Below are 25,933 nucleotides of genomic sequence, written 5' to 3'. Positions count from 1 at the left end.
TTTAAAAAAGGAGAAAATTTATGAGACTTCCAAAGTTAAGAATTGATAATCTTACTGCGGATATTCCCATTATTCAAGGTGGCATGGCGGTAGGTATATCCCTTTCAAATCTTGCATCTGCTGTAGCGAATGAAGGAGGCATTGGAGTAATAGGAACTGCAGGAATAGGGATGACTGAACCTGATTTTTCAGAAAATTTTTTATCTGCCAATATAAGGGCTTTGAGAAAAGAGATTAGAAAAGCAAGAGAAAAAACTAAAGGAATTATAGGAGTTAATATAATGGTAGCTTTGACTAATTTTTCAGACATGGTAAGAACTGCTATTGAGGAGAAGATTGATATAATTTTTTCTGGAGCTGGTCTTCCATTAGATTTACCTAAATATTTAACGAAAGAAAGTATTACAAAATTAGTACCTATCGTCTCTTCAGGAAGAGCCTTTAAGATTATTGCAAGATCATGGATAGAAAAATTTCAGTATATACCTCCTGCAGTAGTGGTTGAAGGACCTTTAGCAGGTGGACACTTAGGCTTTAAGAGGGAAGAATTAGAAGATCCAAAATCCGCTTTGGAAGAAAGATTGAAGGAAGTAGTTAACGAAGTGAGGATTTTAGAAGAAAAATACAATCGAAAAATTTCTATAATCGCAGGAGGTGGGATTTATACTAAGGAAGATATTGAAAAATTTATAAATTTGGGAGCAGATGGAGTACAAATGGCTACAAGATTTGTGGCTACAGAAGAATGTGATGCAGATGATAATTTTAAGAAGGCATACATTGATGCTAAAAAAGAAGATATTATAATTATAAAAAGTCCTGTAGGTCTTCCAGGAAGAGCCATAAAAAATGAATTTTTGGAAGCTGTTGAGAGGGGAGAAAAGAAGCCCTTCACATGTCCTTTCCATTGTATAAAAACTTGTGATTATCAGAATTCTCCTTATTGTATTGCAATAGCTCTTCTAAATGCGAAGAAAGGAAATTTGAAAAATGGTTTCGCTTTTGCTGGGGCTAATGCTTATAGGATTGATAAGATTGTAAGGGTAAAAGACTTAATTGGAGATTTGGTAGATTATTAGGTAAAAAAAGGGGTAGGTCTGAAAAACCTGCCCCTTTTGATTTAATGAAAGGTTTAAGGGGTAAAATCCTTTTTGTTTTTTCTTCCTATAAATAAAATCTTCCTACTCCTTTCCCTTAGTTGTAAAATTATAACACTTTTTAAATTATTTTCAAGTGTTTTAATTAAGTTTATGAAAAGTAGTTTTTATCAATAGTTTAACTGATTATTGCTTTAAATTGATAAATAATTTCTAATAGCTAAAAAAGAGTTATTTATGTTAAAATATACTAAGTTTAACTTGTAAGGAGGTTGAATAAGATGCCAGAATTTGTTAACTTATCTTTCCTTTTATCTATGGATAGAAAACTCAAAAAAGAAGAATTGGTAAGAGCTATTAGGTTTTTCATTTCAGCTGAATACGAGGCTATTCAGATTTACACTCAAGTGGCAGAGGCTACTGACGATCTTCTTGCTAAAAAAGTCTTATATGATATAGCAAATGAAGAGAGAGTTCATGCAGGAGAATTTTTAAAATTATTAAAAGAAATAGAAAAGGATGAGGAGAATTACTATAAAGATGGAGAGAAGGAAGTTGAAGAAATGAAGGAGGATTTGTCAAAGAAGTAGAATGGGAGTTGTTATCGCAGTTGCTAATCAAAAAGGTGGGGTAGGAAAAACCACAACAGTTATAAATTTAGGGTTTGCTTTGGCAAATTTGGGGCGTAAAGTTTTACTTATAGATGCAGATCCCCAGGGAAATACAACAAGTGGGGTTACGCAAAATAGAAACATTAAGCCTAATTTATATGATGCCCTAATAAGAGATGTTCAAATTGATAATGTTATTTATTCTTTAAAAGATAATAAAAATCATGTAAGAGAGAATATTTATCTTGTGCCTTCGAACATTGATTTGGCTGGCGCAGAAATAGAACTGGTTTCTATGTTTTTGAGAGAGTTGAGACTTAAGAAGGTATTAGATCCCATAATAGATAAATACGATTATATACTAATAGATTCGCCACCCTCTCTTGGGCTTCTTACAATAAATGCCTTGTCATCCGCCCATTATGTATTAATTCCCCTTCAATGCGAATATTATGCGTTGGAAGGAATAACTCAGTTGTTGAAAACTATTGAGATTATAAGAAAAAACCTTAACAATAATTTAGATATTATCGGAGTATTATTAACAATGTATAATAGAACAACATTGTCTCAAGAAGTTGCAGAGGAGGCAAGAAAGTTTTTTAAAGAGAAAGTTTTTAAAACGGTTATACCGCGAAACGTGAGATTAAGTGAGGCTCCAAGCTTTTCTTTATCTATTTTTGAATATGCTCCTGACTCTCCTGGTGCTCTATCCTACATGGAATTAGCAAAGGAGTTGATAGAACGTGCCTAAGGAAAAGAGATTAGGAAGAGGATTATCCGCCCTTATTCCCTCTGAAGAAGTATCAAAACTTCAGGAATTAAACGTTGAAGATGTGATTCCTAATCCTAATCAACCCAGAGAAAGCAAGGATTTACAAGGGTTACAGGAATTGGCAGAATCAATAAAAGAAAAAGGCATTTTACAGCCTATATTAGTAAGACCTAAAAATGGTAAGTTTGAGATAATTGCTGGAGAGAGAAGATATCAGGCAGTAAAGCTTCTTGGGTTTTCAAAGATTCCCGCAATAGTTTTGGAAATAGATGATCAAGAAGCTTATGAAATATCTCTTATTGAAAATCTTCAAAGAGAAGATTTAAATCCCATTGAAAAAGCCAAAGCCTTTCAAAATTACCTTAATACATATAAGGTTACCCATGAAGAATTAGCAAAGAGAATTGGTATTAGTAGGGCGGAGGTTACTAATTTATTGAGGTTATTAGATTTACCTTTGGAGATACAAGAGGAAATAAGAAGAGGAAATATAACTTATGGGCATGCCAGAGCTATTCTCAGTCTTGATGATCCATACCTTCAAAAATTGATGGCACAGAAAGTAATAAATGAAAAACTTTCTGTAAGGGAAACTGAAGAGCTTGTAAGAAAGAAGAGTAAAAAGATAGAAGAAATTCCTGAGTTGAAAGCCTTGGAGAGAAAATTACGGGAGTATTTAAATACTTCTGTAAAAATTTCTCCTAAATCCTCTGAAAAAGGTAAAGTAATTATAGAGTACAAAAACTTAAACGAATTGGAGAGAATAATAGAAAAGTTGATGCAATGAACAGAAAAATATTGGCAGTTGGAAGCGTTGTTATAGCTTGTATTTTTTGGAGCATATCCTTTTCGGTTTCCAAGATTCTTTTAAGGGAATTAACCCCTTATGAGCTTGCATTCATACGTTTCTTGTTAGCAAGCATTTTTGCCGACTTGTTTTTCTATAAAAGTATAAGAAGAGCTGAATTCAATTGGGATTATCAAAAACCTCTACTTATTGCAGGGCTTTTAGGTGTAACTTTATACTTTATATTTGAGAATTGGGGGTTAAAATTCACCTCAGCGTCAGAAGGGGCGTTGTTAGTTGGATCATTTCCTGCTTTGGGTTTGTTTATTGAAATCCTTACAGAGAAAAAGAAATTTCCATCTAACAGAACTTTGGGAGTTGTATTATCTTTACTTGGAGTAAGTCTTATCGTTGGAAACTCTGGAATTAGTTTTAGACTAAGTAATTTATTTGGTGATATTTTAATTCTTTTATCGGGATTGAGTTGGGTTTTATATAATTGGCAGATAAAAAAAGTGAACCATAAGTATTCTTATGAGGTCTTAACTTTCTTTCAAATGCTTTATGGAACAATTTTGTTTATTCCATTTCTATTCTTTACAGGGATAAGGATACCTTCAACTTTCTCAGGGCTAATTGGAATTTTTTATTTAGCATTTTTTTGTTCCGCTTTAGGGTATCTCCTATATAATTTTGGATTAAAAGTTTTGGCTGTAAGTCAGGTAGTCAATATATTAAACCTGATACCACTATTTGGAGCTATTTGGGGTGTAATATTTCTTAAAGAGTCCTTAGGGATAGTGCAAGTGTTTGGAGGAATTTTAATTATTATTGGGGTGAGTATTACTACATGGAAGTAAAAGCAGTAATATGGGATTGGGATGGTACTTTGGTAGATTCTTTTTCTGCATGTTTTAAAACCACAAAAAAGATTTTTTCTTTGTTTGAGAAAAATATTACCGAGGAAGAATATGTGAAAAATTTTTATCCTAATTGGTACAAAATGTATGAGAATTTTGGTATTGAGAAAGAACTTTGGGAGGTTATAGATAGTTTATGGTATAAACATTTTGATTATTCAGAGGTGAAATGGAGAGAAGGAGCGGAGGAAAATTTACGATTAATTAAAGATTTGGGTATTAAACAGGGTGTAGTCACCGCAAGTACAAGGAGGGATATAAACGAGGAGTCTAAATACTTGAGGCCAGAAAGGTATATTGATAAGTTTATATGTTTTGAAGATGCAGAAAAGAAAAAACCTGATCCTGAGCCTCTCTTTAAGATTTTAGAGATTTTTAAAGTGAAACCTGAAGAGTGCATATACATTGGTGATACAGCAGGAGACATAATTATGGGAAAAAAGGCAGGTATAAAATATGTTTTAGCTATTATCTCTCCTTTTAGTAAAATAGATGACTTAGAAAGGGAAAACCCTCACTATATTTTTAAAGACTTAAAGGAGCTTCTTAATTTTTGGAGAAATATTTTGAGCAAGATTTAAAAATAATCCCAACAAAAAGTATTATAGCAAGGAAAGAGCTTTTCTAAAGTATGAATAGTATCGGGGATTTTCGTCTCTATTAATCCAAGTTTGTATGCATCTATGGGATCTAAAACTCCTGCTACTATTTGCGATAAGGTCTGTATTTTAATAGATAAATCATAGCCTTTATCTTCAAATAAATTTACTTTTTTATTTTTAATTTCTAATCTCCATATATTGTTGTTCCATTTTGCATATTCATCAATGACCTGGATTCTTAGGGTTGTATTTATATCTTCACTAAATTCTAAATTTTTTATTGCCTTTTCAAAATCTAAGATACGAATCATAAAAGTGGGTTCAATATTTGTATTTACTCTGGGATTGCTTAATATAAAGGGTAAATTATCCGTTAGAGGCATTGTAAAATGGACTTCTTCAATATTCATAGATTGTCTTGAGAAGAGGGCTAAAAATCCTTTATAGGCGGATATATTATTGAATATCATTTCTTTAACTATAATTTTGTTTACATTAATAGTATCTACTGAATATAAAAGATATCCCTCAATCTCGTCTTTTTCATAAATATATAGATATGTTAGATTTCGAGTTCTATATATTAAGCTTTCCCACCTATTCTCATCCCTTTTTATCGGTCCTGTAAAGGTTTTAGCTCTTTCATAGTAAATTTTTTTAATAAGTTGATATTCTTCTAAAGGTATTTTTCGTACATATTCCATCTCTTTAAATTTAGGAATATTATAAGTTTTAAGAATATATCTTTTTTGAAAGCCTCCAAGCTCCCATCCGAAATTTCTATAAAATTCATATGAAAAAGGATACAACATAGAATAAATAAAGCCCTTTTCTCTTGCTATTCTTATAGCTTCAGATAATAAATAGTGAATATAGTTTTTTCCTCTGTATTCTGGGTATGTTGCTACTCCTCCTATCCCTGCAAGAGGCAAAACCTTTCCTCTTATATAAAATTCAAAGGGTATTATATTAAGAGCAGAAGTTAGTTTATTATTTTCAAAAACACCTATACAATTTTTAATATTTTCTTCATTTACCCAACCTGCTATTTGTTCTCTTGGGAAAATGAAAGATTGGCTCCAAAGTTCAATAAGCTCATCTATCTCATTCCTTGTTAGGTTTTTAATCTCCATTATTTTTCACCTCTCAAAGAATTATAAATTAAGGTAACTAATGTATCCCCTTTAAAAGGATAATCTCCTGTTATTTCCCAAAACATAATTCCGCCTAAATTTAATGCTTTTAGATAATTACATTTTTCTAAGATAGATTTTTCGTCATCATAGCTGAACATTATCATTTTTTTGGGATTCCAAAGCCATGGAACCTTTGCATGCTCATCCCAAAATTTCTTAAACTCTGGGTCCTTCTCTAAGACCCCTTTTATAAAGAAGAATTGATTGTATCCAGAAGGTTTGTCTTCATCAAAGATTCCTTCAGGAATATCTTTTACTTCTGCAAATAGTCCATTATAGCCTTCATTTTTTGTAATCCATCCTCTTCCATAAAAAGGAATTCCTAAATTTACTTTTTTGGATGGTACCCCATAGCGAAGATATTCTTTAACGGCAAAGTCACAGTTTAATTTTTCTCTGCTAATAGGATCAGGGTCCATGGGATTGCCATATAAAGGAGAGTGATGGTTTGTATACTTGTCCCAAGAACCATGAAAATCATAGGTCATGAGATTTATAAAGTCTACAAAGGGGTGGTATTTATCAGGTTCTGTATTTTGTATTTGTAAATATCCAGCAGGTACTGCACAGGATAGTAGGTAATTCTTTTTTCCATAATTTTCAAAAACTTCTCTTATGGTTTTTAATAATAGAGTGAAATTTTCTTTATCCTCAGGTCTATATTTATTTGTAGGCAATCCCCCACTTACTGGAAATTCCCAATCTATATCAATTCCATCTAAATTATACTCTTGTATAATTTCTAAACAGCTTTTAGCAAAGGTTTTTCGAGACTCTTCAGTTAATGCCACATCGGAAAACTCACCTGATAGGGTCCATCCTCCAATAGATATATGTACTTTTACATCAAAATCCTTTTTAAATTTATTTATAACCTTAATGTTTTCTTTAAATAAATCCTCTTCAGTTGGAAATGCACGACCATTTTTTATCTGAAAAAAGGCATAATTTAGATGGGTAATTTTATCCCAAGGTATGCTTTCTATAGAATAGCTTAAAAACTCCTCTTTAACAGACCATTCAGGGAAATATGCCACAATTCTAAATTTTTCCATAAAGTTAATCCTCCTAATTTTTTAGGTTAAGGCTTGGAGAAGAAAAGCAAAGGACTCAAAATCTTTTAGCCTGGGAAGTAAAATTCCTATGTTCATCAGTTCGTCACCGTTATAGACCTTATCTGTTCCATCGATTTTGTACTTTTTATCGGGATCTAAACCTTCAAGCTTAAGCCATTTGAAAGGGGGATTTGGTTCTGCTAAGATTTGAACATATAAACCGAAAGCCTCATTTTTATCCTCTGTTACAAATATCCAGGCACAAGCATTCTCTTCAAAGGGATTTATCAATCTATAAAAGTCTCCATGATGTATAATATGCTCTATTTTTTTATAAAATTCTATCTGCTTTTTAATAATTTCTTTTTCCTCTTGAGATAATTTTGTTAGGTCTAATTCGTATCCAAAACTACCAGACATAGCAACATATCCACGGGTATCTAATGGAGTTATTCTACCTACCTGATGGTTTGGTACAGCAGATACATGACAACTCATTGTAATAGGAGGATATACTATGCTTGTACCATATTGTATTTTCAATCTTTCAATGGCATCTGTATCATCACTGGTCCAAATTTGAGGCATGAAATATAAAATTCCTGGATCAAATCTACCACCACCTCCAGAGCATCCTTCAAATAAAACATGGGGAAATTCTTTTGTAAGAGTATCCATCATTTCATATAAAGATAGTATATAACGATGAAAAACCTCCTTTTGCCTTTCTGGAGGTAGAGCCAAAGATCCAACTTCTGTAAGGGGTCTATTCATATCCCATTTTACATACTCTATAGGAGCACTTTTAAGAATTTCTCGCATCATTCGTAAAATTTCTTCTCTCACATCTTTTCTTGTGATATCAAGAACATACTGGTTTCTGCATTGGGTTAAGGTTCTATTTTTAACTTGGATACACCAATCGGGATGCTTTTTATATAACTCGCTATTAGGAGAAACCATCTCTGGTTCAAACCAGATTCCAAATTTCAGATTCATGTCATTTAACTTTTTCCCTAAGCCATCAAGACCGCTTGGTATTTTCTTTTTATTAACGTACCAATCTCCTAAAGAAGAAGTATCATCATTTCTTTCTCCAAACCATCCATCATCTAAAACAAATAATTCAATTCCTAAATCTTTGGCTTCCTTTGCTAATTCTAATAATCTTTCTTCACTAATGTTAAAGTAAACTGCTTCCCAGGTATTTAAAATTATTGGTCTTCTTCTATCTCTATAGTAACCTCTACAAAGATGTTTTCTATATAGCTTATGAAAAGTGCGAGACATCCCTCCTAAACCATTTTCAGAATATACCATAACTGCTTCAGGAGTTTGAAAACTTTCTCCTGGCTCCAAAATCCATGTAAATTCAAAAGGATTAATTCCCATTGATATTCTTGTTGTGTTAAATTGATCAACTTCAACAAATATAGCAAAATTTCCACTATACACTAAATTAAATCCATAAACTTCTCCATTTTTTTCATTAGCATCTTTTGAAAGTAAAGCAACAAATGGATTATGTTGGTGAGAACTTTCACCACGGGAACTCTCTATTACTTGTAGACCATGAATTAAGGGTTTTCTTTCTATGAATCTTTCTCGTGCCCATGATCCCCAGAGATGGAGTATATCAAATTTGTCTGTGTTAAAATCTAAGCTCATACTTAATGCTCTAAGAATTTTGAGCTTTTGTTTTCCATGATTAATAAATTTTGCACTTCTTGTAATAACATTATAATTTTCAAAGGCTGTATAGTATAAAATAACTGATAGATCAATAAGTTCATCATATAGCTCAATTTCTAAGGTTTGGGCTAAGTTATTATCCTCCACATAAGTAGAAGGAAGACCTTCTAAATTGGGCTTTCCTGGATAGATTTTGAAAGATTTAAAAAATAAGTGCGTGATTCTGGAACCATCTTCTTGCTCTATCTGGTATGCTGGATGTCTGTAATCGGAAGTACCATAGGATGGATATTCTTGCATTAAGGAGTCAAGAGTATATGTCTTATCATTGGGATCAGGTGTTCCTCCAAAAGGAGAGACTGCTAAAGCGTCAGTAAAGTCAGAATCTTTTAATCTTCTCCCCCAGTATAGATGTGCTAAGTATTTGTTCTTGAATATCTTAATAATATAACTGGTGTTACAAGCTTTAATATGAAAGATTTGATTTCTTTCATCAAATAATATCATGTTATTCCCCCTTTACAAAAATAAAATGCTAAGTTATTTTATCATAAAATATAATGATTTATCAGGTGAATTATGGGGAAAATAGCGATAAGTTGGTTTAAAGGGAATATTAACTATATTAATAAATTAAAATCTTTGGATATTCCATACTTGATTTTATCTCCTGGAGATTTCATTCCTTGGTATGAAATTTTTGGCATTTTATTCATTGGAGGAGAGGATGTACATCCAAAATTTTACGGAGAGGAAATAAGAGAAGAAAATTTGAGTTTAAATTTGGAAAGAGATGAATTTGAATTAGATCTTTTAGATAAAGCTATTTATAAAGGATTGCCAGTTTTGGGAATTTGTAGAGGACACCAATTGATCAATGTTTATTTTAAAGGGAAACTTTATCAGGATCTTATAAAACTGAAAAAGGAAAATGTTATTACCCAAATTCATTGGAGTGTGGATGGAAAAGATTCTTATCACAAAATTGATATAAAGGAAAAAAGTAATTTATTCGATCTAATAAGAGAAAAAAGTATTTTAGTAAATAGTTCCCATCATCAAGGAATAAAAGTTTTAGGGGAAGGCTTAAAGATATCCGCAATGTATTTCGATAGTGGTCTGAATATTATAGAGGCTATCGAAAAGGAAAATTATCCCCTTCTCGGGGTGCAGTGGCATCCTGAGAGACTAAGCGATGAAAGCTCTAATAAAATTTTTGAATTTCTTAAGAACTTTATTTAACAGCTAAACTCACATCTTCTAATAATAAAGAGGGGAAGAATCCCATATTTGACAAATAGGTTTTATTTTCTATTGCTAAAACTTTTTTTAAAACATCATAAATATTTCCAGCTATCATTGCATCTTTAATATGTCCTATAACTTCTCCATTCTCAACATATAATCCTGGAGAAAGTCCAATTGAAAAATCGCCATTTGGTATATCTCCACTATGTGCTCCTAAAGCATTTGCAATAATTACTCCCTTATCCATGGAGCTTATCATTTGAGATAGGGTTTTATCTCCAGTTCTTATATAAAGATGTTTTAGTGAAGGGGATGGCATAACTCTTATGATTTCTCCTCCCCAATCGGAAGTTTTGTAACCATGTCCTGTAGATTCTCTTTTTAGCTTACTTCCATAATATAAGTCAAAGTAGAAATTTTTTAATACACCATTTTCAACTAAAGTGAGATATTTACATGGTACTCCTTCGTCATCAAAACTTCTTGCGTTTGGATTAATATCATTTAGAGGATCGTCATAGATGGTTAGAGCTGAATCAAAAATCTTTTCTCCTATTTTGTTCTTTAAGGGTGATGTGTTTTTATATATATTTTCTCCATTTGTGGCATATATAAATCTCCACATAAGAACATAAACAGTGTTAGGTAAGAATAAGGTCTTGTATTTTCCACTTTTGACTTTTACTTCCTTCTTAGAGGCATTATATAAGTTAGTAATATAGTCAAAGTCTTCCTTTGAAAATTCTCTGAAGGATTTACTTGCAATAAGTCTTGAAATACCTGCATAGGAACCTGGAAATATAGCATAGGCAAAAAGATAGTAGTTAGATAATTTAGTAGTAAGATCTGTACCTTTTGAATTTATAATTCTGATATTAATTATGTTTTTTTCTGCCCCTACATTTATCTGGGTTTTTGTAGAAGATATTAGAATATCTGATACTCTTTTGCATTCTTCTACCAATTTTGATGTAGATAATTCTTCAATGGATGGATCATAGGAGCTTACAGACTTTATATTTTTTGTTAAAGGTAGATTGAAATCCACCTTAATTTCGCCTTTTAAAGAATTTAAAGCATTATTTACTATTTCTTCAGGATTTATTATATTTTTTGTAAAAGCAAATCCTACTTTTCCATCCTTTATTATTCTCAAACTTATTCCTGATTGGATTTTGCTCTCAATATCTTTTAACTTTCCATTCTCAAAAGAGATTTCATCAGATATGTAATCTAATTGGTATACTTCTGCTTCTTCACAATATTTTTGGGCAATTTCTAAAACTTTATCCACGCTCATTATACACCTCCAATGACTACATTTTTGACAAGTATATGGGGACCACCATGGGATGATCTGATATTGAGTTGTCCTTTTCCACAGCCTCCTACTTCCGTTAACTCAAAATCCTTTGATATGGAAGTTATGTCAAGAAGAGTCTTGTATAAATTCCCAGATATATTTATATTTCTTATCATGTCTCTTATTTTTCCATCTTTTACTACATAACCATATTGGGCTCCAAATGTAAAGTTTTCACCACTTGTTTGTCCTCCCTTTGCATCTAATATATATAAACCATCTTGGAGTTCATCCAAAAGCTCTTCAAAGGATTTTTCTCCTGGTTTTATAAATATATTCCCCATTCTTATAATAGGTGCATATCTATAATCTTCTGCTACACAGTGCCCTGTCACAGGTTCTCCAAACTCTACTGCAGTTCTGCGGGAGTGGAGCCTTCCTACTAATATCCCATTTTTTAGTAGATATGTAGTTCTGGCTTTAACTCCTTCATCATCATATTTATAAAAACCTAATTGGTTAGGCATTGTAGGATCATCTATTATTGTTAATATGTCACTTCCAAGTTTAGCTCCTAATTTCATTTTTTCTCTCATGGAAGGATTATCCTCGATTAAGTCTGCCTCTGAAAAATGACCAAAGGCTTCATGGGCGAATACTCCTGCCATGTTGGGATTTAAAATCACATTGTAAACTCCTGCTTCAACAGGTCTTGCTTTCAACAGATCTAATGCGATCTTTGTTCTTTTTTCGAAGACATCTTCTCTATTTCTCAATCTATGGAATCCATCGCTTCCCCCAATTCCTATTCTTACATTTTGAACTAAATTTCCATCAAAACTAATAATTTCTCCTCTTATAAAGGTGGTTATTAGATCCTCTCTAATTTCAGTCCCTTCAGAACTTACAAAGTATTTTTCTCTAATGACTTCTGTATATTGCAAGGTGGTAGTTGTGTTGGAAAATTGAAGGGGAATTTTGTTGTACATTCTTACTAATTCGATTTTCTCATCTAAACTAACTTTTCTTGGATCTTCTGCTAAATTTGGTATGAATGTATCCTTAATTATTTCAACCTTTGCTAACTCTACAGGCTTTTTTGTATTATTCCCCATTAAAATTGCATTTTCTATGGCGGTCTTTATAGCTTTTTCTGAAAACTCTGGTTTTGTAAAGGATATTGAACTAAATCCTCCATTTTTTAACACCCTAAGAACATAACCATCTCCTGTATTCTCTCCTACCTGATATAGTTCCTTTCCTTTGAAAATTATTTTTGTCTCTCTTAAGATTTCATATCTTAGATCTGCATAGTCCGCAGGTATTTTAGAAATAATCTCTTTTAATTTTTCAATCATTTTTCCCTCCTGTATCTACAATTTAAAGCACTATTATTTTATCACGATATTGTCTGTAAAGGTAAAAAATAATAAAATTAGAAAGAATTTATAAGTAAGGAGTGGAAAAATGGAAGAAATTAAGAAAAAATTTTTAAACCCAGATAAAGATTTTAGATCTTCCCCTTTTTGGTCTTGGAATGACAAATTATCTATTCAAGAACTTATTCGGCAAGTGGAAGATATGAAGGATAAGGGAATGGGTGGATTTTTTATGCATTCTCGAGAGGGATTAGAAACGGAGTATTTGGGAAAGGATTGGATGGAAGCAGTAAAAGAGGTTGTAAAGAAAGCGAAGGATATCGGAATGAATGCATGGCTTTATGATGAGGATAGATGGCCTTCAGGATTTGCAGGTGGTTTAGTAATTAAGAAGATTGGTGATAAAGGAAGAGAAAAAAAGTTGGTTTTTGAACTGACTGAGGATATATCCAAATTAAGAGGAGATGAGCTTGCAATATATAGAATTGAATTAGAAGGGAAAAATATAAAAGAAATTCTTAAACTTGGGAAAGAAGGTATTAAAGAGGGAAAAGGAACATTTCTAATTCTGAAAAGAGAATTTGCAAAACCCTCTCCCTGGTTTAACAATGATACTTATGTGGATAACTTAAATCCTGAGTGTGTGAAAGCTTTCATTGATACAACTTATGAAAAATATTATCAAGAAGTTGGAGAGGAGTTTGGAAGGACAGTTCCAGGAATATTTACCGATGAACCTAATATTTACTCCAATGTTTGGTTGAGAGAAAATAAAATTTCGCTCCCTTGGACAGATATATTTCCTGAATATTTTAAGGAAAAGAGAGGATATGACTTTTTTGAGATTGCTCCTTATATTATTTTTCGGGGAGATAAAACGGTAAAGGCAAGGTATGACTATTGGAGAACTATTACAGAACTTTTTGTAGAAGCCTATTCTAAACAATTATATGATTGGTGTGAAAAACATAATTTAAAGTTTACTGGGCATTACTTATATGAAAATGAATTTGGGAGAAGTATATTAGTTAGTGGAGCCATAATGCCCCATTACGAGTATCAACATATACCAGGAATTGACATTCTAACTGAAGCAACAAACGAGATTCTTACTGTAAAACAAGCAAGTAGTGTTGCTCATCAGCTGAAAAAAGAAAGATTGATTTCTGAGTTATACGGATGTACTGGATGGGAGTTTACTTTTGAAGGACAAAAATGGGTAGGGGATTGGCAATACGCCTTAGGAGTTAACTTAAGGTGTCAACATTTAGTTTTATATACTTTGAGGGGTTGTAGAAAGAGAGATTATCCTCCATCCTTTAATTACCATAACATATGGTGGAAATATAATAAGATTGTAGAGGATTATTTTGCAAGACTATCTTACCTTTTAACCTTGGGAAAACCAGTGAGGGAAGTTTTAGTAATTCATCCCATAGAAAGTGCTTGGTGTGAATTTGATGGGATGGATTTTTCAGTAGCGGATGAGAGGGGAAGGGATTTTCAAAATCTTTGCAAAACTCTCTTGGGACTACATTGGGATTTTGATTTGGGTGATGAATCTTTGATTGAGAAATATGGACATGTAGATAAAGCAAAGAAAGAATTTATAATAGGGAATGCAAGTTATAAAGTAGTTATTCTTCCTCCTATGATAACCATTAGAAAGAAAACCTTAGAATTAATTGAGGAATTTTTAGATGCTGGAGGTAAAGTTATTGCATTAGAGCCTATACCTGAATATATTGAGGGAGAGTCTAACGACAAATTAAAAGATCTCTTCGAAAGAGATGATATTTTTATATTAGAGGGGAAAAGGGCACTTGGTAAACTATTGGAAGAATTACTTCCACGTAGAATTTTTATTAGGAATATTCCTACCCAGGAAGCGGAAGATTTTCTCTACATGGAAAGAGAGTACGATGGGAAAAGGATATTCTTTATAGTTAATAATGATAGGAATAAGGAATATGAGGTAGATATCTCTTTTGGAACAAGAGGAAGAGTTGAGGAATGGGATCCCTTAAGGGGTGAAATTAATCAAGTTTCTTCCATAGAAATAAATGGTTATCAACATATTAGGACAAAATTTGGTCCTGCAGAATCTAAGATTTTTATAATTTACCCTAATGAATCTTCAATTTTAAAAATTGAGAAAAAATTTAATGCTAAAAGAACTATATACCTTGGTCCAGTTTTTGAGTTTAGGAGAGATAACCCTAATGTTTTAGTTTTAGATACATGCCAATATCGTTTTCAAGGGGAGGACTGGTCGAAGGTCATGTCTATTTGGAAGGCTCAGAAGGAGATAAGGGAAAGATTAGGTATGCCTAATATACATATAAATGGAATCAATCCTTCTCGCTGGTTATGGGTAGATAAACCTCATCCTAATGATAATACATTTGTGGAATTGAGGCTAACTTTTATAGTAAAAGATTTACCTAAAAATACCTATTTTGTGATTGAGGGGGCAAATAATTATAATATTTTCATTAATGGTCAAAAGATCGAAAAAGTTGATGGTTGGTTTTTAGATAGATCTTTTGATAAACTTGAGGTAAATAATATAAAAGTTGGAGAGAATGAGATAATTTTACAGTGTTACTATAAAAATTCTATGGAAATAGAGGATTGTTTTATAATAGGAGATTTTGGTGTTGATCCTATTACAAAGGAGATTATTAGTGAACCAAAATTTCTTAGGTTAGGTGATTGGTGCTTACAGGGATATCCCTTTTATACTGGAAGTATTTATTATAAAGAAAAGATAACATTAGAGTTGGATAATAAAGATAGGGTAATACTTACTTTGGGGGATTTTTCCGGTATTGTTGTAGGAATATGGGTAAATAGTAATCTAATAGGTGTTATTCCTTGGAGATGTGCAAACAAATTGGATATTACAAAATATTTGAATAATGGAGATAATGATATTGAAATTGAAGTAGTAAGTTCTCCAAGGAATATGTTGGGACCTCTTCATAAAAAACAAGGAAGAACACCGTGGACAGATTCCCGCTCATTCAGAACAGAAGGAGATGAATATACCGATGAGTATGTATTGCACCCCTTTGGGCTTTTTAGCCCTATAAAAATAGAAATAGGAGGATAATTATGGAGATAGTAGATGTTAAACTGACTCCGAAAAAATACAGATTAAAAGAAGTATTTAAAATTGCTACGGGTGAAAGATCGGAAATACTGAATTTGGAAATAGAAATATTTTTAAAAGATGGAACGATAGGAGTAGGAGAGGCTTCTTCCTCTTTAATTTCTAAGATAATTTCTGAAAATTCTTATGTTGTTTTGGAAAAGAGTATAAAAGATCTACTTATAGGGGAAAATATATTAAAACTTAGATATCTTTGGAAAAAACTTAAAAGTTTACAATTTCTTCCCGCAATAATGGCAGGTACGGAGTATGCACTGGTTTCTGCTTATTGTAATTGGAAAGGTATTTCCCCTTATTTATTTTTTGGTGGGGAGCGGGAGGAGATTGAAACAGATATAACTATTGGAATTAGTGATTTTGAGAATACTATTAGAAAAGCAAAGGAATATTATGATGCTGGATTTAGAATACTAAAAATTAAGGTAGGATTGGATTTGGAGGAAGATTTAAGAAAAGTTATCGAAATAAAGAGAATATTGCCAGATGTGGATTTTATTATAGATGCAAATCAAGGTTATACACCCAAAATTGCTAATTACTTCATAAATACCCTTTATAGAGAGGGGATAGAAGTATTAGTCTTTGAACAACCTGTCCATAAAGATGATCATGATGGTATAAAGTATGTTAGGTACAATTCTCCATTTCCTGTCGCTGTTGATGAAAGTGTTTATACAGTTTACGATGCATTAAGATTAATAAAGGAGGATGCTATTGATTTTATCAATATTAAATTGATGAAATCTGGTATTTATGATGCGTTAGGAATAATAGAGATTGCAAGGGCAAGTAATAAGGGATTAATGATTGGATGCATGGGGGAGTCAAGCCTTGGCATTTCTCAAAGTGTGCATTTTTCTTTAGGGACTTCTGCTTTTACTTATCACGATTTAGATTCTCACCTTTCCATAGCGGACGAAGAATTTAGAGGAGATTTTATACAGGAAGGACCAATAATAAGGGTAAGAAAGGGGTAAAGGAAATGTTGATCGACTACCATATGCACTTAGAGAGAGGACCTTTTTCTGAAGATTGGTTTTTGCTTTTTTGGCAAAAGGCTAAAGAAAAAGGAATTGAAGAGATAGGTATTTCTGAGCATGGGCATAGATTTATTGAGTTAAGACCAGTTTATAAAGATTTGCCCTACACAGATAAATGGTGTGATTCATCTTTAGAAGAGTATTTTTTGTTTATAAACTCTATGAAAAAGAAATATCCCGTAAAATTAGGTATTGAAATGGATTATCTACCAGATAAGGAGAAAGAGATTAAGGAAATTCTCGAAAATTATGAATTTGATTATGTTATTGGTTCTGTACATTGGTTAAACCATGGATTTGGATTTGATATTGATCCAAATGATGAACGATGGAAAAAAGAATCAAAGCAAATTTTTTTAGATTATTTTGAAAGGTTAGAATTAGCAATTAAAAGTGGACTTTTTGATATTATTGGACATATAGATTTGGTCAAGCTCTGGGGATATTCGCCACCTGAAAATCTTACAGATATATATCTTAGAATTGCCTCAATGTTAAAGGAGAGAGCTCTATCTATAGAAATAAATACATCAGGACTTAGAAGACCGGTAAAAGAGATATATCCTTCGCCGAAATTTTTAGAAATTTTAGCTCCATATGATATACCATTGACATTTGGTTCAGATGCTCATAGCCCAGAGGATGTGGGTAAAAATATAGAGGAATACTATAATTTTGTTAAGAATTTAGGATTCAAAAAGTTGACAATTTTTGAGAAGAGAGTTCCAAAGTATATTGATATAAAATAATCTTAAGAAAGAGAGGAGGGATAAATTTGAAAAGTATTGGTAAGGAGATATTGAATTATGCGAGTTCATTGGGTGCTGATTATGTGGATGTAAGAATTGTGAAAAGAAAGAGAGAAGAATTATCTGTAAAAAATGGTGTCTTGGAGACAGCAAATATGACTGAAAGTTACGGTTTTGGGGTTAGAGTTCTGTATAAAGGTGCTTGGGGTTTTATGTCCTCTTTTAATGTAGATGATTATAAATCTATAGTGGAGAAAGCTTTCTTGATAGCAAAGGCAAGTTCTGAGGTAAATAAAAAGAAAGTGACTTTATCTCCTTTAAATCCTGAGAAGGCGGTATGGAAAAGTAATTTTAAAATAAATCCCTTCGCAGTTCCTTTTGAAAAAAAGTTAAACCTTCTTTTTGAAAGTAATAATATTATGCGAAAAGTTGCAGGGGTATCTATTGCTGTTTCCGAGATGGAATTTTTTCAAGAGGACAAAGTATTTTTAAGTAGTGAAGGGGCAGAAATAGAACAAAGTATTTTAGAAAGTGGAGCAGGTATTTTTGCTTTTGCTATTGAGGGAAATGATGTTCAAAGAAGATCTTATCCAAATTCTTTTGGTGGGGATTTTAGAAAAGGCGGATGGGAATTTATTGAGGAACTTGATCTTATTGGAAATGCAGAAAGGATAGCAAAAGAAGCTGTTCTTCTCCTTAGGGCGGAACCACTTCCTGAAATGGTCACTACTCTAATTCTTGATGGCAGTCAATTAGCCCTTCAAGTACATGAGTCATGTGGGCATCCCACAGAATTAGATAGGGTTTTGGGAGATGAAGCAAGCTTTGCAGGTACGAGCTTTCTTACATTGGATAAGTTAGGCAAATTTCAATATGGATCTGAAATCGTTAATATAGTAGCAGATGCCACTCATCCTTATGGTCTTGGTTCTTTTGGTTTTGATGATGAAGGTGTTCCTGCTCAAAAAAGTTATTTGGTTAAAAATGGCAGATTCGTAGGTTACTTAACTTCAAGAGAAACTGCTTCTATTATAGGTGAAGTCTCAAATGGGACTATGAGGGCGGATGGTTGGAATAGGATTCCTATTATTAGAATGACTAATATCAATCTATTACCAGGAGATAAGACATTTGAAGAAATTATAGAGTCTACAGATGAAGGTATTTATATGGAAACAAATAAGAATTGGTCTATTGACGATAAAAGATTAAACTTCCATTTTGGCTGTGAGATTGCCTACGAAATAAAGAATGGAAAATTGGGGAAAATTTATAAGAATCCATACTATACAGGAATTACTTATGAGTTTTGGAGAAGCTGTGATGCTATTGCCAATGAAAAATATTGGAGAGTATGGGGAGTTCCAAATTGTGGAAAAGGAGAACCTATGCAGGTAGCAAGGGTAGGACATGGAACATCTCCTGCAAGATTTAGAAATGTTAAGGTAGGTGGTGGTAAATAATGTGGGGAAAGGAAAGAATTTTTGAGACTTTAGAGGGTTTAATGAAAAAATTGCCCTTTGAAAGAAATGAATTGGTTTTGGTTATAAATACTGAGGAATTGACAAGGTTTGCAAATAATAGGATTCATCAGAACGTAGGGGAAGTAAACTTAAACTTGTTTATAAGAGTAGGAGAGAATAAAAGAAAAGCCGTAATTGAGATTAATAGAATTGATGAAGACTCTTTTAAAAATGCGATTGAAAGTTTAAAAATTATCCTAAAAAATCAACCAGAAAATGAAGAGTTAATTCTACCAAAACCTCAGGATTATAAAGAAGTTAATAATGTCACTTTTGAACCTTCTCCAGAAAAGAGAGCTCAAATTGTAAATAAGATTATAAAGATTGGTGAAGAGAAAGAATTAAATACTTTTGGAGCAGTTTCAGAAAATATTATGGAGCTCGGTGTAATGAACTCAAATGGGCTTTTTGGATATGCTCCCATTGGCTATGCTCATGGAAAAGTAATGTATATGAGTGATACTTCTTCAGGATATCAAGAGTGTTCAGGAAATAACATGGAAAGTATTGATTTTGAATATTTATCTTATAGAGCATTAGAAAAGTGTTTGCTATCTCAAAATCCCCAAGATTTAGAACCAGGTAAATATACTGTAATTCTTGAACCTTTGGCTGTTTCTGAGATGATGGAGCAAGTTTCTTATTTTGGCTTTTCTGCAAAAGCCGTAAGAGAAAAAAGATCTTTTTTGGCTCTCTATCAAGGACAGCAAATATTTTCCACTAAGGTCAATATATACGATGATGGTTTGGATCCTAAGGGGATAATTATACCTATAGATTTTGAAGGTGTACCTAAAAAGAGAGTGGAATTAGTAAGGGATGGTATACCTTTGGGTCCAGTTTATGACACTTATGAGGGGGAAAAAGTAGGTAAAGAATCTACAGGACATGCTTTACCTCCTACAAATAATTTTGGACCTCTCCCTTCAAATTTATTTTTTGTGCCAGGGGAAGTGTCATTGGAAGAAATGATTTCAAAATTAGAAAAAGGTATTTTAGTAACACGTTTTCATTATGTAAATGCCTTTTTAGATCCTATTAATGTTCTTGCAACTGGCATGACAAGGGACGGAACTTTTCTCATTGAAAATGGTAAAATTAAAAAGCCTATTAAGAACATGAGGTTTACTCAAAGTTTTATATCTGCTCTTGGAAATGTGGAGGAAATATCAAAGGAAACTGTAATAATGCCATTTTTTGCTGGTTTTTCAAGGGTTCCTGGTTTAAGGATAAAGGATTTTAATTTTACAGGCACTACTGAATTTTAGAAATGAAAAAGTTAAGTAAAAGGCAAAGGGAAGTGTTAAATTATATAAAAAAGACATGGGAAGAAACAGGAGAGTTCCCTACAGTAAGGGAAATAACTAAAGCTTTAGGGCTTAGATCTTCAGGCTCTGGGTATTTTCACTTGATGGCTTTAGTTAGAAAGGGTCTACTGGAGAAGGATGCGCATGGCAGGTTCAAGTGGAAATACATCTCAGAAGAGGGCTTTAGATATATTCCTTTAGTTGGAAGTATTAAAGCAGGCTATCCTGTTGAGAGTATAGAATTGATTGAAGACTATATTCCTGTTCCAGAGATTTTACTAAAAGGTAATGGTAGTTTTTTCCTATTGAGGGTAAAAGGGGATAGCATGATTGGAGCCCATATAATAGAGGGAGATTTAGTTATTGTAAGGAAGCAGAAGATAGCAGAAATTGGAGATATAGTTGTGGCAATGGTTGGAGATGAAGTAACTATAAAATTTCTAAAGGGAGAAAATGGCAGGCTCTTATTGGAGCCTGCCAATCCAAATTATCGCAGAATAGAAGAAGCCTTTGAAATTATAGGGAAGGTTGTGGGGTTAATAAGAAAATTTTAGGATCTATTCTTTCTAAAAACCATTCATCTAATAGAGAATCGTAAGCAATTTCAAAGGTATTCTGAGATATATCCTTTACTCTAAAATAATATTTATATCCACTTTTATCTAAAACTTTATAATCTATCTTCCAGCTCTTTTCTATAAATGCTATTTTGTAGATTTTTCCGTTCCAAATAAAGTAGGAGGGTACTCCTGTGGCTTCTATATTAACTTTTATATGATAATGACATATATTTCCCATAATGGACCTCCTTACCAAGGATTTATACTGAAATATTAAACAAAATATTGAACAATGTCAATATTAAAATTTGGTTTACCTACCACATCCACTACAGCCTTTTACAGAACAGGAGCTACACCCTCCCTTATCTAATCCAGGCGAAGAAAATTTTGATATTAATTTTTTTACATTTGATCCACCACAGTTAGGACAATTCATATTCTCAAAATTGAAAACGAGTTTTTCAAATTTTTCACCACAATCCATACATAAGTACTCAAAAATGGGCATAATTATCACCTCTGAAATATTCTAAATATTCTTCTAAAATTATCCCAGACAGAGGTTCTTTCTTCGTAAATTCCTTCAGGAATATCTAAGTTATATTTATTTAATATGCCAGTAATTTCCGCTCTCAAGTTTTCTCTTTCTCTTGGATTTAGATCTTCTACAAAGTTCTTATAAATTATCTCTATAGCTGAAAGAGGAGAAACTCTAAATGCTAATGCAACACCGTTTTCAAAATGAATAAGCTCAGGAAAATATGGGGATGAATTTATATTTTCAATCTTTTCTCTAACAACACTTTCTCCCCACTTTTCCTTAAAAATCCTAATTATTTCATTAAAGGCATAGAGATATGTATCCTCTTTCCTTTCCTGTTCTAATAAATGATCTAATCCTACTTCTAATTCGTTTAATCTTTTTGAAAACTCAAGAATTAAGTCTCCTTTTATGATATCTCCATGTTGTGGGAGAATTAGCTCAGGTAAAGGATCTAATCTCCCAATCCTATCTACTGTAAGTCTTAAGGCTTCTTTTGAGGGTATATATATTTGATGAAATATTTTAATTCCTGTCCATGAATCTTTATTTGCATATATGTTATCTTCTTTCTTTGTGATTAAACCTCCCATTACATCTCCTGAAAAAAGCACTCTTTTTGTAGGATAATAAACCATAAAAGCACCTCTGAAGTGGCAGAAGGGTGTATGGATGAATTGAAAAGAATGTCCTGTCCTTAGTATGACTTTTCTATTAGGGAAATGTTCAATTGCTTGGTACCTATTTTCATCTAATCCATACATTCTAATTAATCTCCATGTATCCTCAGAGGTAATAAGCATTGCATTTTTATTCATTGACATTAATCCTGGAAGGGATGAGGTTACGTCAGGATCCTGATGGTTAACGTAAATTATATCTAAATTTTCTACTCCACCAATTAACTCCTTTAATACTGCTATGAGGTCATTAAAGTTTATTAATGGAATAGGATCAATTAAAATGTTTACTGTATTTCCATTATTAGCAAGAGATAAAAGATAACTATTAGAGACAAAGGGTCTTTCCTCTGTCCTAATAAGGTATAAGTTTTCGATTACTTTTTCTACTCGTAAAGCCATTTTTTTCCTCCTCTTAAAGTAATTAATCTATTTTTTTAACAAAATTATACAACTTTTTCATTTTTTGCAATATTAAAATTACTTTATTGGTTTTTTCCCTTTATAAGCATAATAGTACCTAATACAATAAAAAGTATTCCTATCCATTGCATTGATGTTATCTTCTCTTTAAAGAAAATTCGTGCTGCAAATACCTCTACAAATATCTGACCTAATCCCATAGTTAAAGCAAAAGCTAAGTAAAGAGGGAGCTTTGTTAATAAGTATGTATAAACTAAAACGGAAAGAAAGCCCGCAAAATTTCCAACTATCTGCCAATAGATAAAGTTTCTGAATCCTTGATGGGTCACAGAATTTTTAAATCCAATGTGGCTTAGCACCATAAAAAATATGTATATTATAACAGCAAGGATAATTATTAAAAGCTCTTTATGACTCTTCATATAACATATTATACTCAATTTGAATTATAACTTCCATAAAAAAGCCCTTGCCCTTTTTAAAAATAGTGTTATAATTATATATGTTCAAAATTAATATATATGGAGGTGATATAATGGCACAGAAAATGTGCGATATATGTGGAATAAGACCTGCTACAGTGCGGGTTTCAATTATAAGAAATGGAAGGAGACAAACCCTTGATCTATGTCAAGAGGATTATATGAAATTAAGACAAAGGGAGAGAAGATTCTCTCCACTGGAATCTTTATTTTTAGGTGATTTTCTAAAAGATTTCTTTGGAGAAGAATTTGAACCCTTTGGTTTTGAAGAGGGATTTGAAAGGGAGGCTGTAGATCTTGAATCCTATCTCAGCGACATTGCCAAAGAACTTTTACAAAAAGCTGGAAAAAAGGCTTTAGATTTTGGTATGTCGCAGGTAGACACAGAACATCTTCTTTATGTACTTACAGAAAATGAAACTGTTCAAGAAATTCTTAAGAGGTTTAATGTGAACCCTCAAGATATAAGAGGTTATATTGAATATAATGCCCCAAGAGGGACTTTTAAGGCACCAAATAGAGAGTTTGAAATGGATGTTTCTCCAAGGCTGAAAAGTGCTTTAGAGAGAGCATTTTGGTCTGCAAGGGAACTTGGACATAATTATATTGGTCCTGAACATCTTTTAATTGGTCTTGCGGAGGAGCCTGATGGTTTAGCTTATGACATATTAAAAAGATTTGGAGTAAATCCTGAAGAAGTTAGACCATCGGTTGTCCAGCTTGTTGGAAGAGGAATGGAAGAGGGAAGGTCAAGGTATGGTACACCAACACCAAACCTTGATAAATATTCAAGAGATCTAACCGCCCTTGCAAGACAAGGGAAACTTGATCCTGTAATTGGTAGAGCAAAGGAGATAGAAACTATAATTGAAATATTAGCAAGGAGAAAGAAAAATAATCCTGTTTTAATTGGTGAGCCAGGGGTAGGTAAAACCGCTATTGTTGAAGGATTAGCTCAAAGAATTGTTAAAGGAGAAGTTCCAGAGGTTTTGAGGAATAAAAGATTAGTAGAATTGAATGTTAATTCTTTAGTATCTGGTACGAAATATAGGGGTGAATTTGAAGAAAGAGTAAAACAAGTCTTAGATGAGATAATAGCAAATCAAGACAAGCTCATAATATTTATTGACGAGATTCATAACATTGTAGGAGCTGGTGCAGCTGGCGAAAGTACCATGGATCTTGCCAATGTATTTAAACCGGCTCTTGCAAGAGGAGAATTACATCTCATAGGAGCAACTACATTGAATGAATATCAAAAATATATTGAAAAAGATGCTGCTTTGGAAAGAAGATTTCAGCCAGTATTTATATCAGAGCCAACAGTTGAGCAAACCATAATGATTCTTAAGGGGTTAAGGGATAGATTTGAGGCACATCATAAGGTCAAAATAACAGACGAGGCGATTGTTGCTGCTGCTACTTTGGCGGATAGATATATAACAAATAGATATCTTCCTGATAAGGCAATAGATCTATTGGATCAAGCCTGTGCAAAAGTGAGAATAAGTTTAACTTCTCGACCTGCAGAAATTCATGAATTAGAAGCTAAACTTAACCAATTAAAGAGAGAACAAGAGTATGCTACTTCAAGAAAACAATTTGATAAAGCAAAAGAATTGGAGGAGCAAATTAAGAAATTAGAAGAAGAATTAAGGAATGCAGAAGAGAATTGGAAAAAACAAGTATCATCAGGTACTGCAGAGGTTAAGGCAAAGCATATTGCTGAGATAGTCTCTACTCTAACGGGTATTCCTGTAACTGAGCTTACAGTAGATGAAAGAGAAAGATTGTTAAGATTAGAAGAGAAGCTTCATGAAAGAGTAGTAGCACAAGAGGAAGCAGTAAAAGCGGTAGCTAATGCAATTAGGCTTGCAAGAGCAGGATTAAGAGAAGGAAACCGTCCTATAGCTACATTCCTCTTCTTAGGACCTACTGGTGTTGGAAAAACTGAGCTTGCTAAAGCATTAGCTTGGGCTGTGTTTGGTGATGAGGATGCAATAATAAGAATAGATATGAGTGAATACATGGAGAGACATACAGTCTCAAGATTGATTGGCGCACCACCAGGATATGTAGGATATGAAGAGGGCGGACAATTAACTGAAAAGGTAAGAAGAAGACCATACAGTGTTATTCTATTAGATGAGATTGAAAAGGCACATCCTGATGTTCATAACATATTATTGCAGGTATTCGATGAGGGTAGATTAACAGATGGAAAAGGAAGAACTGTTGACTTTACAAATACAATTATAATAGCTACGAGTAATATTGGTTCTGATATAATTCAGTATAATTTGAATGCTCCTGAGCACGAGAAATTAAGTTATGAACAATTAAAAGAGAAATTGATGGGACTTTTGAGAAAGCACTTTAGACCAGAATTTCTTAATAGGATAGATGAAATAATAGTTTTCCATGCGTTAAGTCAGGAGAATATTAAGGACATAGTAAGATTGCAACTTGAAAGAGTTAAGAGAACTGCCAAAGGACAAGGAATTTTGTTAAACTTTGATGAATCTATTATAGATTACCTGGCTAAAGTGGGGTATCAACCAGAATATGGAGCAAGAGAGTTGAAGAGAAAGATTAGAACAGAGCTTGAGACAAAATTAGCAGAAGCCATGCTTAAAGGTGATATTACAGAAGGAGATGAGGTATTGGTTAGATATGATGAGGATGAGAAAAAGGTAGTTTTTGAAAAAGTAAAAAGTAAGGAAGAAGTTAAAGAAGGAGTGGACCCAAAGACTAATTAAGATACTAAATTACGGGGGTAATTCAA

At 32.7% G+C, this 25,933-nt stretch carries 23 protein-coding genes; 14 read left to right on the top strand and 9 right to left on the bottom strand.

What is annotated here, in order from left to right:
- Positions 1 to 20: 20 nt before the first annotated feature.
- The 6 genes from CBR30_04550 to CBR30_04525 all read left to right on the top strand — a co-directional run bounded on the left by CBR30_04550 (position 21) and on the right by CBR30_04525 (position 4,771).
- Positions 21 to 1,079, top strand: a complete 1,059-nt coding sequence (locus CBR30_04550; protein ID PMQ01683.1) for a nitronate monooxygenase — start codon at positions 21 to 23, stop codon at positions 1,077 to 1,079.
- A gap of 299 nt (positions 1,080 to 1,378) precedes the next feature.
- Positions 1,379 to 1,687, top strand: coding sequence for a rubrerythrin (locus tag CBR30_04545; protein PMQ01682.1), 309 nt, complete (start codon positions 1,379 to 1,381; stop codon positions 1,685 to 1,687).
- A 1-nt stretch (position 1,688) separates the two neighbouring features.
- The gene (locus tag CBR30_04540; GenBank protein PMQ01681.1) at positions 1,689 to 2,462 is read left to right on the top strand and encodes a sporulation initiation inhibitor Soj; all 774 of its coding nucleotides are present in this window, start codon (positions 1,689 to 1,691) and stop codon (positions 2,460 to 2,462) included.
- On the top strand, positions 2,455 to 3,270 hold the full coding sequence (locus CBR30_04535) for a chromosome partitioning protein ParB (protein PMQ01680.1): 816 nt from the start codon (positions 2,455 to 2,457) through the stop codon (positions 3,268 to 3,270). Before CBR30_04540 ends, CBR30_04535 begins: the two co-directional genes overlap by 8 nt.
- Positions 3,267 to 4,130, top strand: coding sequence for an EamA family transporter (locus tag CBR30_04530; GenBank protein PMQ01679.1), 864 nt, complete (start codon positions 3,267 to 3,269; stop codon positions 4,128 to 4,130). Before CBR30_04535 ends, CBR30_04530 begins: the two co-directional genes overlap by 4 nt.
- Positions 4,121 to 4,771, top strand: a complete 651-nt coding sequence (locus tag CBR30_04525; GenBank protein ID PMQ01678.1) for a phosphatase — start codon at positions 4,121 to 4,123, stop codon at positions 4,769 to 4,771. The genes CBR30_04530 and CBR30_04525 overlap by 10 nt, the downstream gene beginning before the upstream one ends.
- Here CBR30_04525 and CBR30_04520 read toward each other — a convergent pair.
- The 3 genes from CBR30_04520 to CBR30_04510 are packed head-to-tail and all read right to left on the bottom strand — an operon-like array spanning position 4,768 to position 9,242.
- Positions 4,768 to 5,925, bottom strand: coding sequence for a GNAT family N-acetyltransferase (locus tag CBR30_04520; protein PMQ01677.1), 1,158 nt, complete (start codon positions 5,923 to 5,925; stop codon positions 4,768 to 4,770). The two genes, CBR30_04525 and CBR30_04520, sit on opposite strands and share 4 nt — an antisense overlap.
- Positions 5,925 to 7,043 (bottom strand): chitinase, encoded by a 1,119-nt coding sequence (locus CBR30_04515; GenBank protein ID PMQ01676.1) that lies wholly within the window; start codon positions 7,041 to 7,043, stop codon positions 5,925 to 5,927. Before CBR30_04515 ends, CBR30_04520 begins: the two co-directional genes overlap by 1 nt.
- A 21-nt stretch (positions 7,044 to 7,064) precedes the next feature.
- On the bottom strand, positions 7,065 to 9,242 hold the full coding sequence (locus CBR30_04510) for an alpha-galactosidase (GenBank protein ID PMQ01675.1): 2,178 nt from the start codon (positions 9,240 to 9,242) through the stop codon (positions 7,065 to 7,067).
- 72 nt (positions 9,243 to 9,314) lie between these two features.
- On the opposite strand from CBR30_04510, the gene CBR30_04505 reads away from it, so the two are divergent.
- On the top strand, positions 9,315 to 9,977 hold the full coding sequence (locus tag CBR30_04505; GenBank protein ID PMQ01674.1) for a gamma-glutamyl-gamma-aminobutyrate hydrolase: 663 nt from the start codon (positions 9,315 to 9,317) through the stop codon (positions 9,975 to 9,977).
- Here CBR30_04505 and CBR30_04500 read toward each other — a convergent pair.
- Positions 9,970 to 11,283, bottom strand: a complete 1,314-nt coding sequence (locus CBR30_04500) for a Zn-dependent protease (protein ID PMQ01673.1) — start codon at positions 11,281 to 11,283, stop codon at positions 9,970 to 9,972. The two genes, CBR30_04505 and CBR30_04500, sit on opposite strands and share 8 nt — an antisense overlap.
- Complete coding sequence (locus CBR30_04495) at positions 11,283 to 12,644, bottom strand: Zn-dependent protease (GenBank protein ID PMQ01672.1); 1,362 nt, start codon at positions 12,642 to 12,644, stop codon at positions 11,283 to 11,285. Before CBR30_04495 ends, CBR30_04500 begins: the two co-directional genes overlap by 1 nt.
- 109 nt (positions 12,645 to 12,753) lie before the next feature.
- Here CBR30_04495 and CBR30_04490 point away from each other — a divergent pair, with 109 nt between their 5' ends.
- The 6 genes from CBR30_04490 to CBR30_04465 are packed head-to-tail and all read left to right on the top strand — an operon-like array spanning position 12,754 to position 21,013.
- A complete protein-coding gene (locus CBR30_04490) occupies positions 12,754 to 15,780 on the top strand; it encodes a hypothetical protein (protein PMQ01671.1) in 3,027 nt (1,008 codons plus the stop codon).
- 2 nt (positions 15,781 to 15,782) lie between these two features.
- Positions 15,783 to 16,817 (top strand): dipeptide epimerase, encoded by a 1,035-nt coding sequence (locus tag CBR30_04485; GenBank protein ID PMQ01670.1) that lies wholly within the window; start codon positions 15,783 to 15,785, stop codon positions 16,815 to 16,817.
- Positions 16,818 to 16,822: 5 nt separating this feature from the next.
- Positions 16,823 to 17,629: a histidinol-phosphatase gene (locus CBR30_04480; protein PMQ01669.1), complete on the top strand. Its 807-nt coding sequence runs from the start codon at positions 16,823 to 16,825 to the stop codon at positions 17,627 to 17,629.
- A 26-nt stretch (positions 17,630 to 17,655) separates the two neighbouring features.
- Positions 17,656 to 19,092, top strand: coding sequence for a peptidase C69 (locus CBR30_04475; GenBank protein PMQ01668.1), 1,437 nt, complete (start codon positions 17,656 to 17,658; stop codon positions 19,090 to 19,092).
- A complete protein-coding gene (locus CBR30_04470; protein ID PMQ01667.1) occupies positions 19,092 to 20,420 on the top strand; it encodes a TldD protein in 1,329 nt (442 codons plus the stop codon). The genes CBR30_04475 and CBR30_04470 overlap by 1 nt, the downstream gene beginning before the upstream one ends.
- 2 nt (positions 20,421 to 20,422) lie before the next feature.
- A complete protein-coding gene (locus CBR30_04465; protein PMQ01666.1) occupies positions 20,423 to 21,013 on the top strand; it encodes a repressor LexA in 591 nt (196 codons plus the stop codon).
- On the opposite strand, the gene CBR30_04460 is transcribed toward CBR30_04465, so the two are convergent.
- From CBR30_04460 to CBR30_04445, 4 genes are all read right to left on the bottom strand, one after another.
- Positions 20,976 to 21,257 (bottom strand): hypothetical protein, encoded by a 282-nt coding sequence (locus CBR30_04460; protein PMQ01665.1) that lies wholly within the window; start codon positions 21,255 to 21,257, stop codon positions 20,976 to 20,978. The two genes, CBR30_04465 and CBR30_04460, sit on opposite strands and share 38 nt — an antisense overlap.
- Positions 21,258 to 21,332: 75 nt before the next feature.
- Positions 21,333 to 21,530, bottom strand: a complete 198-nt coding sequence (locus tag CBR30_04455; GenBank protein ID PMQ01664.1) for an FmdB family transcriptional regulator — start codon at positions 21,528 to 21,530, stop codon at positions 21,333 to 21,335.
- A gap of 5 nt (positions 21,531 to 21,535) precedes the next feature.
- Complete coding sequence (locus tag CBR30_04450; GenBank protein PMQ01663.1) at positions 21,536 to 22,645, bottom strand: histidine kinase; 1,110 nt, start codon at positions 22,643 to 22,645, stop codon at positions 21,536 to 21,538.
- A gap of 83 nt (positions 22,646 to 22,728) precedes the next feature.
- The gene (locus CBR30_04445) at positions 22,729 to 23,088 is read right to left on the bottom strand and encodes a hypothetical protein (GenBank protein PMQ01662.1); all 360 of its coding nucleotides are present in this window, start codon (positions 23,086 to 23,088) and stop codon (positions 22,729 to 22,731) included.
- 113 nt (positions 23,089 to 23,201) lie between these two features.
- Between CBR30_04445 and CBR30_04440 the strand changes: the two genes are divergently transcribed.
- The gene (locus CBR30_04440; protein PMQ01661.1) at positions 23,202 to 25,907 is read left to right on the top strand and encodes a Clp protease ClpC; all 2,706 of its coding nucleotides are present in this window, start codon (positions 23,202 to 23,204) and stop codon (positions 25,905 to 25,907) included.
- Positions 25,908 to 25,933 lie beyond the last annotated feature (26 nt).

The sequence above is a fragment of the Dictyoglomus sp. NZ13-RE01 genome, from assembly GCA_002878375.1.
In the GTDB taxonomy this organism is placed as follows: Bacteria; Dictyoglomota; Dictyoglomia; order Dictyoglomales; family Dictyoglomaceae; genus NZ13-RE01.
This window is presented reverse-complemented; position numbering and strand designations above follow the sequence as displayed.